General features: G+C 69.6%; 14 protein-coding genes and 1 tRNA gene. 10 read left to right on the forward strand and 5 right to left on the reverse strand.

The features are described 5' to 3' along the window. Nucleotides 1-114: 114 nt before the first annotated feature. Nucleotides 115-1,101 carry a maleate cis-trans isomerase family protein gene (locus STRVI_RS38410; RefSeq protein ID WP_043237207.1) on the reverse strand — a complete coding sequence of 329 codons (987 nt, stop codon included), beginning with the start codon at nt 1,099-1,101 and terminating at the stop codon, nt 115-117. Nucleotides 1,102-1,309: 208 nt separating this feature from the next. Here STRVI_RS38410 and STRVI_RS38415 point away from each other — a divergent pair, with 208 nt between their 5' ends. Together STRVI_RS38415 and STRVI_RS38420 are read left to right on the forward strand one after the other, a co-directional pair. Further along, complete coding sequence (locus STRVI_RS38415) at nt 1,310-2,257, forward strand: D-2-hydroxyacid dehydrogenase (protein ID WP_014060958.1); 948 nt, start codon at nt 1,310-1,312, stop codon at nt 2,255-2,257. A gap of 25 nt (nt 2,258-2,282) precedes the next feature. Continuing rightward, the gene (locus tag STRVI_RS38420; RefSeq protein ID WP_014060959.1) at nt 2,283-3,698 is read left to right on the forward strand and encodes an amidase; all 1,416 of its coding nucleotides are present in this window, start codon (nt 2,283-2,285) and stop codon (nt 3,696-3,698) included. 163 nt (nt 3,699-3,861) lie between these two features. On the opposite strand, the gene STRVI_RS38425 is transcribed toward STRVI_RS38420, so the two are convergent. Next, nucleotides 3,862-4,371, reverse strand: coding sequence for a DUF3830 family protein (locus STRVI_RS38425; protein ID WP_014060960.1), 510 nt, complete (start codon nt 4,369-4,371; stop codon nt 3,862-3,864). 121 nt (nt 4,372-4,492) lie between these two features. Between STRVI_RS38425 and ehuB the strand changes: the two genes are divergently transcribed. The 7 genes from ehuB to STRVI_RS38460 all read left to right on the forward strand — a co-directional run bounded on the left by ehuB (nt 4,493) and on the right by STRVI_RS38460 (nt 9,611). Next, nucleotides 4,493-5,416: an ectoine/hydroxyectoine ABC transporter substrate-binding protein EhuB gene (gene ehuB / locus STRVI_RS38430; protein WP_043237210.1), complete on the forward strand. Its 924-nt coding sequence runs from the start codon at nt 4,493-4,495 to the stop codon at nt 5,414-5,416. Next, nucleotides 5,413-6,162 carry an ectoine/hydroxyectoine ABC transporter permease subunit EhuC gene (gene ehuC, locus STRVI_RS38435; RefSeq protein WP_014060962.1) on the forward strand — a complete coding sequence of 250 codons (750 nt, stop codon included), beginning with the start codon at nt 5,413-5,415 and terminating at the stop codon, nt 6,160-6,162. Before ehuB ends, ehuC begins: the two co-directional genes overlap by 4 nt. Then, nucleotides 6,159-6,809 (forward strand): ectoine/hydroxyectoine ABC transporter permease subunit EhuD, encoded by a 651-nt coding sequence (ehuD, locus tag STRVI_RS38440; protein WP_014060963.1) that lies wholly within the window; start codon nt 6,159-6,161, stop codon nt 6,807-6,809. Before ehuC ends, ehuD begins: the two co-directional genes overlap by 4 nt. A gap of 22 nt (nt 6,810-6,831) precedes the next feature. Further along, nucleotides 6,832-7,602, forward strand: a complete 771-nt coding sequence (ehuA, locus tag STRVI_RS38445; protein ID WP_050993841.1) for an ectoine/hydroxyectoine ABC transporter ATP-binding protein EhuA — start codon at nt 6,832-6,834, stop codon at nt 7,600-7,602. A 235-nt stretch (nt 7,603-7,837) separates the two neighbouring features. Beyond that, the gene (locus tag STRVI_RS38450) at nt 7,838-8,599 is read left to right on the forward strand and encodes an IclR family transcriptional regulator domain-containing protein (RefSeq protein WP_014060965.1); all 762 of its coding nucleotides are present in this window, start codon (nt 7,838-7,840) and stop codon (nt 8,597-8,599) included. A 125-nt stretch (nt 8,600-8,724) separates the two neighbouring features. Further along, nucleotides 8,725-8,801, forward strand: a tRNA-Lys gene (locus tag STRVI_RS38455). 222 nt (nt 8,802-9,023) lie between these two features. Further along, the gene (locus tag STRVI_RS38460) at nt 9,024-9,611 is read left to right on the forward strand and encodes a Uma2 family endonuclease (protein WP_014060966.1); all 588 of its coding nucleotides are present in this window, start codon (nt 9,024-9,026) and stop codon (nt 9,609-9,611) included. 59 nt (nt 9,612-9,670) lie between these two features. Here the strand turns inward: STRVI_RS38460 and STRVI_RS38465 are convergent, their stop codons facing one another. Together STRVI_RS38465 and STRVI_RS38470 are read right to left on the reverse strand one after the other, a co-directional pair. Further along, the gene (locus STRVI_RS38465) at nt 9,671-9,886 is read right to left on the reverse strand and encodes a DUF2277 domain-containing protein (RefSeq protein WP_043237213.1); all 216 of its coding nucleotides are present in this window, start codon (nt 9,884-9,886) and stop codon (nt 9,671-9,673) included. 78 nt (nt 9,887-9,964) lie between these two features. After that, a complete protein-coding gene (locus tag STRVI_RS38470; protein WP_014060968.1) occupies nt 9,965-10,765 on the reverse strand; it encodes a 4'-phosphopantetheinyl transferase family protein in 801 nt (266 codons plus the stop codon). Nucleotides 10,766-11,042: 277 nt separating this feature from the next. On the opposite strand from STRVI_RS38470, the gene STRVI_RS38475 reads away from it, so the two are divergent. Then, nucleotides 11,043-11,954 carry an alpha/beta hydrolase gene (locus STRVI_RS38475; RefSeq protein WP_014060969.1) on the forward strand — a complete coding sequence of 304 codons (912 nt, stop codon included), beginning with the start codon at nt 11,043-11,045 and terminating at the stop codon, nt 11,952-11,954. A 77-nt stretch (nt 11,955-12,031) separates the two neighbouring features. On the opposite strand, the gene STRVI_RS38480 is transcribed toward STRVI_RS38475, so the two are convergent. Further along, on the reverse strand, nt 12,032-13,786 hold the full coding sequence (locus STRVI_RS38480; protein ID WP_014060970.1) for an acetyl/propionyl/methylcrotonyl-CoA carboxylase subunit alpha: 1,755 nt from the start codon (nt 13,784-13,786) through the stop codon (nt 12,032-12,034). Nucleotides 13,787-13,796: the final 10 nt, after the last annotated feature.

Raw genomic sequence — 13,796 nt, forward strand, 5'->3', positions numbered from 1 at the left:
CCGCCGGACAACTCCCCTCGCGCAGGTGACGGGCCCGCCCGTCACACCGGCGGCAGAACCTGCCTGTCACACCGGCAACGGGCCCGCCCCTCGGTCCGGTGACGGGCCTACCCGTCACACCGGTGACGGGCCTCCCGAATCGTCGAGGTAGGGGCCCTCGCCGAGGCCGGTTCCAAAGCCCGGGTCGAGCCCGTCGGCCGGATCGCCGTCCAGCCCGGGCGACGCCGCCCCGGCCAGTGCCGCCTCCGGCTCGTCCACCACCGCCTCGACCGCCTCCACGGCCTCGATCACCGATTCGACGACGGGGTCCGTCACCGGGAGCGGGCGGATCATCGGCGACACCGACATCCCCGCCGGACCGGACCGGGCGACCGGGTCCATCAGCGCCTGGTACGGCCCGACGGCCGGTGCGCCGATCGCCCGCAGCGCCGCCCACATCGTGACCTGGTTCGCGGAGAGCACCGGCATCCGCAGCTCCGCCTCGAGCTGCGGAATCACGTCGTAGGTCGGCAGATTGGTGCAACTGATGAAGAGCGCGTCGGTCGCCCCGACCACCGCCTGCCGGGCCATGTCGACCACGTCGCGGTACGGCACCTTCCAGATGTGCCGGGTGAGGCCTAGATATGCCCGTCCGGTGACGGTCATCCCGCCCTCGGCGAGATACTCCTCGAGCGAGTCGGTGACCGACCTGGTGTACGGCGTCACCACCGCGATCCGCCGGGCGCCGATCTCCCGCAGCGCCTCCAGCAGCGCGCCCGAGGTGGTCAGCGACGGGATCTCACCCGCCTGGGACATGGCCGCGCACATCGCGCGCTCACCGGCCACACCGCCGACGAAGCTGCCCGAGGTGCAGGCGTACGCCACCACTTCCGGTGCGACGGCCGCCAATGCCTGCACCGCGTCGTGCAAGGTCTCGTGTTCGCTCACGAGCCGGGCCAGGTCGAGGCTGACCTCGACGGGTACGAACGGGGTACGGGTGAGGTGCAGGGAGACCTCATCGGGTACCCAGCGCCATAGTTCACGATCGAGTGCGAAGTCGAACGGTGCCACCACACCCACGCCGCGCTGCGGCTGTGGGCCACCCAGAAAAGAGACGTCCAAAGCGAGCCCCAATACGGAACGGAGGGACTGGACCATTGGCCAGAGGTTGCGATGGAGAGAGACCGGCCTACTGCCGGGGACGCCGGGACAGATGCCGTTGTTGACGACGGTAGTTTCCGCTGCCTAGCGTGGTCAATCCTCAAACTGAGGCGCCTGCCCCCTCCTTCTTCAGGCAAACCCACCCACGTTTCGAAACGGTTTCCCGCCTATGTCCGAAAGCACAGTTGTCGTCTTCGGCGACCAGCCGCCGGTCCACCTGGACCGGGTGGCCGATCGGGCGAAGGTGCTCGTCTGCGACGAGCATTCGCTCCCCCAGGCGCTCCCTGCCGCGGATGTGCTCCTGGTCTGGGATTTCACCTCCGACGCGGTCCGCGACGCCTGGCCGGGCGAGGGCCCCCGGCCGGCCTGGGTCCATACCGCGAGCGCCGGGGTCGACCGGCTGCTCTGCCCCGAACTCGTCACATCCGACACGGTGTTGACCAATGCCCGAGGGGTCTTCGAGCAGCCGATCGCCGAGTACGTGGCCGGCCTGGTGATCTCCATGGCCAAGGACTTCCACGGAACCTGGGAGCTGCAGCGGCAGCGCCGCTGGCAGCACCGGGAGACGATGCGGCTGGCCGGTACGCGCGCCGTGGTCGTGGGCGCGGGCCCCATCGGCCGGGCGATCGAATCCACCCTGGCCTCGCTCGGCGTGGTGGTCGACCTGGTCGGCCGCACCGCGCGGCCGGGCGTGCGCGGCGGCGACGAGCTGCCCGAGCTGCTTCCCTCGGCCGACTGGGTGGTGTGCGCGGCGCCGCTCACCGACGCCACCCGCGGCATGTTCGACCGGACGATCTTCGACCGGATGAAGTCCACCGCCCGGTTCATCAACGTCGGCCGCGGCCCCCTGGTCGTCGAGAAGGACCTTACGGCGGCCCTGGTGGCCCGGCGGATCGGCGGCGCGGCCCTGGATGTCTTCGAACACGAGCCGCTGGCCTCGAACGATCCCCTGTGGGACGTGCCGGGGCTGTTCATCTCGCCCCATATGAGCGGCGACACGGTCGGCTGGCGCGACCATCTGGCCGAGCAGTTCCAGGACAACTACGAGCGCTGGTGCGCGGGCAAGCCACTGCTCAACATCGTCGACAAACGCCTCGGCTACGTACCCGTGGACTGATCGCACGACCTGAACGGAGAGCCGGATGACGGACATTCACAACCTGACAGCCGTTCAACTCATCGAGCGCTATGCCTCCGGCGAGCTCTCCCCGGTCGAGGCGACCCGTGCCGTCCTCCACCGGATCGAGCAGATACAGCCGGAGGTGAACGCCTTCAGCCGGGTGGACGCCGAGGGCGCCCTGCGGCAGGCGGAGGAGTCCGCCGAGCGGTGGCGGCGCGGGGCCCCCGCGGGCCTGGTGGACGGCGTCCCGGTGTCGGTGAAGGACATCCTGCTGCTGCGCGGCGCGCCCACGCTGCGCGGTTCGCGGACCGTACGGCCCGAGGGCCGGGCGTGGGACGAGGACGCGCCCTCGGTGGCGCGGCTGCGCGAGCACGGCGCGGTGTTCGTGGGGAAGACGACGACCCCGGAGTTCGGCTGGAAGGGCGTCACCGACAGCCCGGTCTACGGGGTCACCGGCAATCCGTACGACCCTCAGCGGACCGCGGGCGGCTCCAGTGGCGGCAGCGCGGCCGCGGTGGCGCTGGGCGCGGGTCCGCTGAGCCTGGGGACGGACGGCGGGGGTTCGGTCCGTATCCCGGCGTCCTTCTGCGGCATCTTCGCGTTGAAACCCACCTATGGGAGGGTTCCGCTCTATCCGGCGAGCGCCTTCGGCACGCTGGCCCATGTCGGGCCGATGACCCGGGACGCGGCGGACGCGGCGCTGCTGATGGATGTGATCTCCGGTCCGGACTGGCGCGACTGGTCCCAGTTGGCGCCCTCCGGGGGCGGCTTCCAGGAGGCGCTCGCCCCCGGCGGGGGCGGGGTGAACGGGCTGCGGGTGGCCTACAGCCCCTCGCTCGGCGGTGCGGCCGCCGTCGACCCGGAGGTGGCCGCGGCGGTGCGGCGGGCGGTGGATCTGCTGGCGGAGCTGGGCGCGGTGGTCGAGGAGATCGACCCGGGGTTCGAGGATCCGGTGGAGGCGTTCCACACGCTGTGGTTCAGCGGCGCGGCCCGGGTCGTGCAGCCGCTGGGGGCGGAGGACCGGGAGCTGCTGGATCCGGGGCTGCGCGAGATCTGCGCCCAGGGGGCGTCGTACAGCGCGCTGGACTATCTGGCGGCCGTGGATGTCCGGATGGCCCTCGGCCATGCGATGGGACGGTTCCACTCCGCCTACGACCTGCTGGTCACCCCGACGCTGCCGATCACCGCGTTCGAGGCGGGGGTCGAGGTGCCCAAGGGGTCGGAGCACACCCGGTGGACGGGCTGGACGCCGTTCACCTACCCGTTCAACCTGACCCAGCAGCCCGCGGCGTCGGTGCCGTGCGGCCTCAGCGGCGCGGGGCTGCCGATCGGGGTGCAACTGGTGGGCGCGCGCCACGCGGACGCGCTGGTGCTGCGGGCGGCGCACGCGCTGTTCGAGGCGGGGCTGGCGGACGGGGTGCGCCCCGCGGCGGCCTGAGGCGCGCCGAGGCGCCTGAGGCGCGCGGCCGGGCCCGGGGCGAAGCCGCCCCGGGCCCGGTCCGTGCGCTACGCCGGGCGGAAGCCGAGGGCCGCCGCCCGGCGAAAGCTGAAGCTCTCCACCCGGCGGAAACCGACGGCCCCCGCCCGGCGGAAGCCGAGAGCTATGCCCGGCGGAAGCTGAGGGTCTCCCCCAGCGCCCCGGCGCGCCACAGGTCCTGGCAGGCGTCGGCCATCCGGTCGAGGCCGTCGACGACCGAGCCCCAGACGATCCCGGGCACCCAGCCCGCGTCACCGTTGATCAGCAGGTTGTTCCGCTCGTAGAAGAGCGCCAGGTCGACGACCTGCCGCCGCCCCTGGTGGTTGGCGTCGGTCTCGTATCCGTACGACGTGGTCCCGAGCTGGGTGTCCGTGAAGGTGAAGTAACACAGGTCACCGGGGATCGGGGTGATCGTCGGGTTCTCCAGGGGCGGCTCCTCGGGTGCGAAGGGGGGCAGCAGCGCATAGATCTCATTGCGCGCGTATTTGGCGTGATATACGTCACCCCCCAGCGGCAGTGCGTTCCACACCGCCTCGCAGGTGATCGGCGCACGCTCGTCAAGGAGCTTGGCCGTGCAGCTCACCCCGCGCTTCTCGAGCGAGACCTCGATGAACCGGTCGGCTCGGTCAACCATCGACTTTCCTCCAGGTCGCTTCGGAACCAGTCCTGCCGTAGAGGGCCTACCCAGGCATCGGCTATATCAAGGGCCGGAAACAGCCTGCATACATTTGCCGGAGTCGGGTAGCCGCGCGCCCATGGCTCCACCACGTGAGAAAGACACCGATAGCAGAGAAATAGCGAAAATGGGCCCAAGCCGCCGCTCTCTTCTCGCCGGCGGCGCGGCCCTGGGTCTGCTGGGCGCCGTCGGCTGCAGCCGGGTGTCCGGCTCCGGCGCCAAGGACGGGGGCAATCTGCTGGAGCGACTGCGGTCGCAAGGCACGGTCCGACTGGGAATAGCGGGGGAGATCCCATTCGGCTATATCGACAAAAACGGCGAGTTCACCGGCGAGGCGCCGGAGATCGCGAAGGTCATCTTCAAGCGGCTGGGGGTGCCCAAGGTCCAGCCGGTGCCCACCGAGTTCGGCTCGCTCATCCCGGGCCTTCGCTCGCAGCAGTTCGACGTGGTCTCGGCGGGGATGTACATCAACCCGGACCGCTGCGCCCAGGTGATCTTCTCCGACCCCGACTACCGCATGCGTGACGCGTTCATCGTGCGCAAGGGGAACCCCAAGAACATCCACAACTACGAGGACATCGTCAAACAGAAGGCCAAAATGGCCACCGGTACCGCATATGCCGAGATCGGCTACGCGGAGGCCGTCGGGATCAAACAGAGCGACATGCTGATCCTCCCCGACCAGCTCGCCGGGCTGCTGGCCGTGGAACAGGGCCGGGCCGACGTCTTCGCGGGCACGACCGTGACCGTCCACAACGTGGTGAAGCAGCGGAACAGCCGACAGGCCGAGGCCACCGAGCCGTTCCAGGCGTACGTCGACGGCAAACCGGACATCGGCGCCGGCGGCTTCGCCTTCCGGCCGGAGGAGACCAAGCTCCGGGACGCCTTCAATATCGAGCTCCACAAGATGAAGAAGAGCGGCGAGCTGTTGCGCATCGTGCGGCCCTTTGGCTTCACCAAGGAAGAGATGACCGATCTGACCGCCAAGGAGCTGTGCTCATGACGGCCGGACTGTGGGAAAACTGGCTTCTTCCGGGCATCTGGATCACCATCCAGCTCACCCTGTTCAGCGCGGTCTTCGCGGCCGCCGTGGCGTTCGGCATCGGGATCGCCCGCACCTCCCGGCTGTGGATCGTCCGCTTTCTGACCGGCTTCTATGTGGAGATCTTCCGCGGCACCTCGGCCCTGGTGCTGATGTTCTGGCTGTTCTTCGTCATGCCACTGGCCTTCGGGTACCAACTGGTGTCGATGTGGGCGGCGGTGCTGGCCCTGGGCCTCACCTACGGGGCGTACGGCTCGGAGATCGTGCGCGGCGCGATCGCCTCAGTGGCCCCGGCGCAGCGTGAGGCGGCCATCGCGCTCAGCTTCACCCCCGCGCAGCGGATGCGCCGGGTGATCCTGCCGCAGGCGATCCCGGAGATGATCCCGCCCTTCAACAATCTGCTGATCGAGCTGTTGAAGGCGACCGCCCTGGTCTCCGCGGTGAGCGTCGCCGACATCACCTTCGCCGCCCAGCTCTCGCGGCTGGCGACCGGCGACAGCCTGGAGATCTACGCGATCATCCTGGTCCTCTACTTCGTGTTGGCCTTCGTCCTCACCCGGCTGATGCGGCTGCTGGAACGGCGCGCCAAGGCGGGCATCGGCCAGGCTCCGGTGAAGTCCGACAAGGGCCCGCTGGTCACCCGGAAGCTGTCCGCGCGCCAGGAGTCCGAGCAGTCGTCCAACATCATCACGGGAGGTGCCCAGTGACCTGGAACTGGGATGTGGCCAAGGACTTCCTCCCGGAGCTGGGCCGCGGACTGCTGATCACCCTGGAGGCGACCGCGCTGGGCTCGATCCTGGCGTTCGCGCTCGGCCTGGTGTGGGCGATGGCCTTCCGCTCGCCGACCCGCTTCGTCCGCTGGCCGGTGGCGGCGGTCGTGGAGTTCATCCGCAACACCCCGCTGCTGGTGCAGCTCTTCTTCTTCTACTACGTGCTGCCGACCTGGGACATCAAGTTCTCGGCGCTCACCACCGGGGTGATCGCGCTCGGTCTGCACTACTCGACGTACACCGCCGAGGTCTACCGGGCCGGTATCGACGGTGTGCCCAACGGGCAGTGGGAGGCGGCGACCGCGCTCAGCCTCTCCCGCGGCCGTACCTGGACCGCGGTGATCCTGCCGCAGGCCATCCGCCGGGTGGTGCCCGCCCTGGGCAACTACGTCATCGCGATGCTGAAGGACTCCCCGATGCTCGCGCTGATCGGCGTCGTCGACATGCTGCAGAAGGCGCGCGCGGAAGGCGCGTCGTCCTTCCAGTACATCGAGCCCTACACGATGGTCGGCATCGCCTTCATCGTCATCGCCTATCCGGCTTCCCTTCTGATGCGAGCCCTGGAGCGTCGTCTTGGCCACTGAAACCGACCACACGAATCCTGCCGTGGACGGCAGTGAACTGATCCGCTTCAACCAGGTGACCAAGCGCTTCGGCAGCAATACGGTCCTGGACAACCTCGACTTCTCGGTCTCCTCCGGCAAACACGTCACCCTGATCGGCCCCTCGGGGTCGGGCAAGACCACGATCCTTCGGCTGCTGATGACACTGATCAAGCCGGACGAGGGCACGATCAAGGTCGACGGCGACTACCTCACCCATGAGGACAGAGGCGGCTCGCTGGTCCCGGCGGGCGAGAAGCACACCCGCGAGGTGCGCAAGAAGATCGGAATGGTCTTCCAGCAGTTCAACCTCTTCCCCAATATGCGGGTGCTGCGGAACATCACCGAGGCCCCGGTGCATGTGCTCGGCCTGAGCAAGGACGAGGCCGAGACCCGCGCCCGGGAGCTGCTCGACCTGGTCGGGCTCGGCGACAAGTGCGACGCGTACCCGACGCAGCTCTCCGGCGGGCAGCAGCAGCGGGTGGCGATCGCCCGGGCGCTGGCGATGCGGCCGCAGGTGATGCTGCTGGACGAGGTGACCTCGGCGCTGGACCCGGAGCTGGTGGCCGGGGTGCTGGATGTGCTGCGCGACATCGCTCATACGACGGACATCACCATGCTGTGCGTCACGCATGAGATGAACTTCGCCCGGGACATCTCCGACGATGTGCTGATGTTCGACGCGGGCCGGGTGATCGAGTCCGGGCCGCCGGAGAAGATCTTCACCGAGCCGGAGCACGAGCGGACGAGGGAGTTCCTGAGCGCGGTTCTCTAGATCATCCGCCCCCTGCCAGGTAGATCACCCGGCCCGTGCCAGGTAGATCACCCGGCCCCTGTCGGCACTGCCCCCGCGACCCACCCGCGGGGGCATGCCTATGTCATATGCCGTGGATATACGCCCCTGCTGGCCGGGGTGCGGCACCTCGGCAATATCCTCAACAGCCGATCCGGATAAGGCCCTTGGCGGTTATCGTGATACAAAGCCACGCCAACCTGCGAGGGGGGAAATCGTGGCGCTCAGGCCCGAGCCGACCGCACCGTTCCACTCGGTGCAGCACGCCCTCCGGATCCTGGAGGTCGTCGCCAAACACTCGTCCGGCGTCAGCGACATCATGATCGCCCGGGAGACCCGGCTGCCGGCCCACCAGCTCGCCGATCTGCTGCTGATGCTGCGCCGCGAGGGCTATGTGGAGCAGATCGCCGACGGCGCCTATGTCGGCGGTATCTCCCTGTCCCTGCTGGGCTCCGCCGGCCCCGGCCACGGCCCCGCCGTCCAGGACAAGCTCCAGCGCTCCCTCATCGCACTGCGCGACTCGGTGGGCGCGGCGGTCTATCTCAGCCGCTATGTGGACGGCGAAATCAAGATCACGCAGTATGCGGACGGACCGCGGACGCCCAAGGTCAACGAGTGGGTGGACTTCCGCTCCGCCGCCCATGCGATGGCGCTCGGCAAATGCCTGCTCACCCAGCTCGACCACGACAGCCGCCGCGATCACCTCTCCCGCCACAAGACGGTGCGGCTCACCTCCCGGACCACCACCAACGAACGGGTACTGTTCCGCAAGCTGGACAGCCAGCCCGCCACCGTCCCCGTCCTTGACCTGCAGGAATACGCGATCGGCACGGTCTGCGCGGCGGTTCCGGTCAGCGCCGGCCGCTCGGTGGGCTGTCTGGCCCTCTCCCTCCCCCTGACCCACGCCCACCGGCTGCGCCAAGCCGCCGACGCCCTCAACCGCGAGGCGGCCCCAATGCTGCTCTCCCTCTCCATCTGAGCCCCGCCTCCGGCTCCAGCCGCCGCCGGAGGAAGCCCCGGCCGCTCGGAGATCTCCGACTATGCCCCGGAGAGCGATGGTCAAAACCACCCTCCCGGACCAGGTAGTATTTACTTCGTCAGCACGCGCCGCTAGCTCAGTTGGTTAGAGCAGCTGACTCTTAATCAGCGGGTCCGGGGTTCGAGTCCCTGGCGGCGCACCATGGCAGTGACTGGGGCCTCTCGATCGTTCGAGAGGCCCCAGTCATGTCTGGGCGGCCATAATCTGCTGGTCAGCCCGCAACGGTCCGACCGGCATGCCTGAGCTTCCGAGCCCGTCACCGTCTGACAGCCACCCTTCACTCTCAGGAGTGATCGACCGGGCTTTGCGCCCCGGCCCCGTCCGCACCCGGGAACACTGGCTTCCTCCAGGAAAGGGGTGCAACATGACGGTTATGACCGAGCGCACGTCTCATATGCGGGTGGAAGAGTTCGAGGAGATCGCCTCTATCGCGCCCGAGACCGTCACGTTGGAGTTCATCAACGGACGGATCGAGGAGAAGTACGTGCCGGATGGGGATCACGACGAGATCGTCAGGTGGCTGCAGAAGCGCTGCATGCAGCATCGCCCCGATCTCTGGCTCTACGCGAGCGAGCGGGGGCTGAAGGTCGAGCCCTACCGCAAGGGGCGCGTGCGCCCGGACGGCGTGCTGGCGCCCGATGAGCACTTCACGGGGCACGGTGAATGGTCGGCCCCGGACGGGGTTCTGATGACCGTCGAGGTCACCTCGCACGACGGAGACACCGACCGCCGCGACCGCGTCGAGAAGCCAGCCGCCTACGCGGCCGTGGGCATTCCCGTGTACCTCCTTGTGGACCGAGATGCCTGCGCGGTCATCGTCCACACCCATCCCGACCCGAAGAGCGGCTGCTACCTCGATATCCATCGAGCGCCCTTCGGCGAGCAGGTCGTGCTTCCTGAGCCCGTGGACATTACTCTCGACACGGAGATCCTCAAGAACTACGTCCGCTGAGTCTCCGCCCGGCGCCGGGTCCTCGGTGAGCCCTGGCCACACCCACCATGCCCGAGCATTCAGCCTACGCGGCCCTTGACCTCCAGCGTGCTCAGCAGTTCCTCGGTGGCCGCGGCGATCGTTTCGACCGCCTTGTCGAAGGCGGCGGCGTTGTGCGGGGCGGGCTGGCGGAAGCCGCTGATCTTGCGGACGTACTGGAGGGCGGCAGCGCGCATGTCGTCCTGGGTGACGATCTCGGCATACGGCGGGCGGAGCGTCCTGATGGATCTGCACATACCTCCGACGGTACGCCGGGGGTCCGACAACGCCATGGCCGTCACGTCAGGCCGCGGCCGTCACGTCAGCCGCGGCCATCACTCCAGACGCAGCCCCGCCAGGGTCACGACCGGCGCGGCCTCGTCCCGTACGGCGACCGCGGCGTGGTAGCCGGGCGGTGCCTCGATGTCGGCGAAGGCCCAGCCGCTGGGGCCGGACGGCGCGGCGACGGGGGCCAGCCCCTCGGCGAGACCCACATGGTGGGCGCTGATCCCGCCCGGCAGCCCGGTGCCGATGCCCTTGAGATACGCCTCCTTACGGACCCAGCAGCCCAGGAACGCCTCCGCCCGCAGCTCCTCCGGAAGCGCGTCGATCGCCGCCCGCTCCTCCGGGTGCAACTGCCCGATCAGCCCCGCCAGCCGGGTCCCGGCGCGCTCGGGGTCCCGCTCCTCGACATCGGCGCCCACGGGCACCCCGGCGACGGCGCACAGGGCGGCGTCCCCGGAGTGGGAGAGGGAGAAGTGCAGCGAGTCCTCGCCCGCGACGGCCGGACGGCCGTGCGGCTTGTCGCAGTCCGGCATTCCACAGGTCTCCCGGACGAACTCGACCTCGCCCGGGGCGATGCCGAGATAGCCGCCGAGCAGCGTCCGCAGCCCCACATGGGAGGTCACATAGCGCTCGCGCAGCAGGTCGGTCCGCAGCCTCGCCACGCGCTCGCGCTCCCGCTCGTCCAGCACGCCCTCCGCGACGGCGGCGGCAGCGGCGGCGGACGGCGGGATCCGCAGCAGCCATACGGCCACCTCACCGGGGCCGGGACGGTCTCCGGGGCCGGGCAGGGCGCCGACCGGGGCCCATCGCCGGGGCTCTCGTGCGGGCTGAACCGGGCTGGTGAAGGACACTGTTCCGCTTCCCCCGTGCTATCGGCCGATGATGCGCTCGCTGTGGACGTACTGACGGTACAGCGGCGCGCGCGGCGCGCCGTGGGCGCCCCGCCGTCCGAACACGCCGCCACGACCCGTTCCCGCGCCCCCAACGCCCTTGTCGCGCGGCGGCGTTGCCGATCACGGACACCCGGTGACTTCGGCCACGTTCACCTCCCGGCCGACGCGGTCACCTGCCCGTCCGCACTACGATCGCGCACGTCCGGGCACGAGCGGTGATAGGGGTTTGACGACCATGGCGACGGGATTCCTGGCCAAGGCGGCCTCGGCGGTGACCCTCCCGGTGGCACCGTTGTACGGCGCCTTCCTCTCGTACATGATCTACCACCCGCCCCGCAGGCCACATCACAAGAAGCCCGCCGACCTGGGGCTGACCAGCACGGATGTCAATGTTCCGCTGAACGGTCAGCAGGGGCGCGGACTGCATGTCTGGCTCATCCCCGGCGACACCGAGCGGGTCGTGGTCCTCGGGCACGGCCTGGGGCTGAGCAAGTCCGCGAGCCTGGCGCAGGCGCGGCTGCTCAGCGAGGCCGGCTATACGGTCGCGATGTTCGACCACCGCAACCACGGTAAGAGCGTCGCGGACCGGGCGGGCTGGGGTATGAGCGACCGTCACACCGACGATGTGGTCGCCGTGGTGCGGCATATGCGGTCGATGGACGAGTACGCCATGGCGCGCATCGCGATCTACGGCTTCTCCATCTCGACCTTCCCCTCCTTCTACATGCTCAAGAGGGAGGACTGCCCGGTCGACGCGGTGATCTTCGACAGCGGTCCGGCGCTGGAGCTGGCCCCGCTGTTCCGGAACTTCGTCGCGGCCGGCGGCGTGCCCATCCCCGGCCCGCTGGGCACCGGCCCCTCCCGCGCGGTCGTGGAGACGGTCGCCTCGTCGGCGGCCGTGGCGATGCTGCGGGTGCAGTGGCCCCCGCCGCTCGGGGGCGCGTACGAGCGCACCCCGATGCTCTTTCTGACCGGTGAGCTCGACACCATGATCCCCGCGTCCGGAGTGCGGGCGCTGGCCGAGCGCTATCCGCTGGCCGAGGTGCACACCCTGCCGGACACCGAGCATCTGCAGGGGATCAAGACCCAGCCGGAGACCTACGCGGAGACCGTCCTGGGCTTCCTGGAGCGGACGCTCAAGGACTGACCTCCAGAGCTGATCTCAAACTGAACGTGACGGCGGGCTCCGCTCGGAGCCCGCCGTAAGGCTGCCATCGCGGCGGGTCAGTCCTTGAGTTCGCAGATCACGGCGCCCGCGCTGACCGAGGCGCCGACGTTCGCGTTCAGGCTCTTGACGATGCCGCCGCGGTGGGCATTGAGAGGCTGTTCCATCTTCATGGCCTCCAGGACGACGATGAGGTCGCCCTCGGCCACGGTGTCACCCTCGTTGACGGCGACCTTGACGATGGTGCCCTGCATGGGGGAGGCCAAGGCGTCGCCGGAGGCGGCGGAGCCGGACTTCTTGACCGCCTTGCGCTTCGGCTTCTTGGTCCCCGCGACCTCCCCGGGCGACACCGCCAGGCCGAGGACCGCCGGAAGCGAGATCTCCAGCCGCTTGCCGCCGACCTCGACCACGACCGTCTCCCGGGCGGTGGGCTCGTCGGCCTCGTCCATCCCGGTCGGAGCGAAGGGGGTGATGGTGTTGTTGAACTCGGTCTCGATCCAGCGGGTGTGGATCGTGAACGGCTCGCTGGTGAACGCCGGGTCCACCACCACCGCCTGGTGGAACGGGATCGCGGTGGCCATGCCCTCGACCTGGAACTCGGCCAGGGCGCGGGCGGCGCGCTGGAGGGCCTGGGTGCGGGTGGCGCCGGTGACGATCAGCTTGGCCAGCAGCGAGTCCCACGCCGGGCCGATGACACTCCCGGACTCCACACCCGCGTCCAGCCGGACACCGGGGCCGGCGGGCGGGACGAAGGAGGTCACCGTGCCCGGGGCGGGCAGGAAGTTGCGGCCCGGGTCCTCGCCGTTGATGCGGAACTCGAAGGAGTGGCCGCGCACCTGCGGGTCGTCGTAGCCGATGGCCTCGCCGTCGGCGATGCGGAACATCTCGCGGACCAGGTCGATGCCGGTGACCTCCTCGGTGACCGGGTGCTCCACCTGGAGACGGGTGTTGACCTCCAGGAAGGAGATCGTGCCGTCCATACCGACCAGGAACTCCACCGTCCCCGCCCCCACATAGCCGGCCTCCTTGAGGATGGCTTTGGAGGCGGCGTAGAGCTGGTCGTTCTGCTCCTGGGTCAGGAAGGGTGCCGGGGCCTCTTCGACCAGCTTCTGGTGGCGGCGCTGGAGGGAGCAGTCACGGGTGGAGACGACCACGACGTTGCCGTGGGTGTCGGCCAGGCACTGGGTCTCCACATGGCGGGGCTTGTCGAGGTAGCGCTCGACGAAGCACTCGCCGCGCCCGAACGCCGCGACGGCCTCGCGGACGGCGGAGTCGTAGAGTTCGGGGACGTCTTCCATGGCGCGGGCGACCTTCAGGCCGCGGCCGCCGCCGCCGAAGGCGGCCTTGATGGCGATGGGCAGGCCGTGCTGTTCGGCGAAGGCCACGACCTCGTCCGCGCCGGAGACCGGGTCGGGGGTGCCGGCGACCAGCGGGGCGCCGGCGCGCTGGGCGATGTGGCGGGCGGCGACCTTGTCGCCCAGGTCGCGGATGGCGTGCGGCGGGGGGCCGATCCAGGTCAGGCCCGCGTCGAGGACGGCCTGGGCGAATTCGGCGTTCTCGGAGAGGAATCCGTAGCCGGGGTGGACGGCGTCGGCGCCGGATTCGGCGGCCGCGGCAAGGACCTTGGCCTGGTCGAGATAACTGGCCGCCGGGGTGTCACCGCCCAGCGCATAGGCTTCATCGGCCGCGCGCACATGACATGCGTCCCGATCCGGATCGGCGTAGACGGCTACGCTCGCGATCCCGGCATCCCGGCAGGCACGGGCAACACGGACAGCGATCTCGCCACGGTTGGCGATGAGCACCTTTTGCATGCTCTCTCTT

It is taken from the genome of Streptomyces violaceusniger Tu 4113 (genome assembly GCF_000147815.2).
In the GTDB taxonomy this organism is placed as follows: domain Bacteria; phylum Actinomycetota; class Actinomycetes; order Streptomycetales; family Streptomycetaceae; genus Streptomyces; species Streptomyces violaceusniger_A.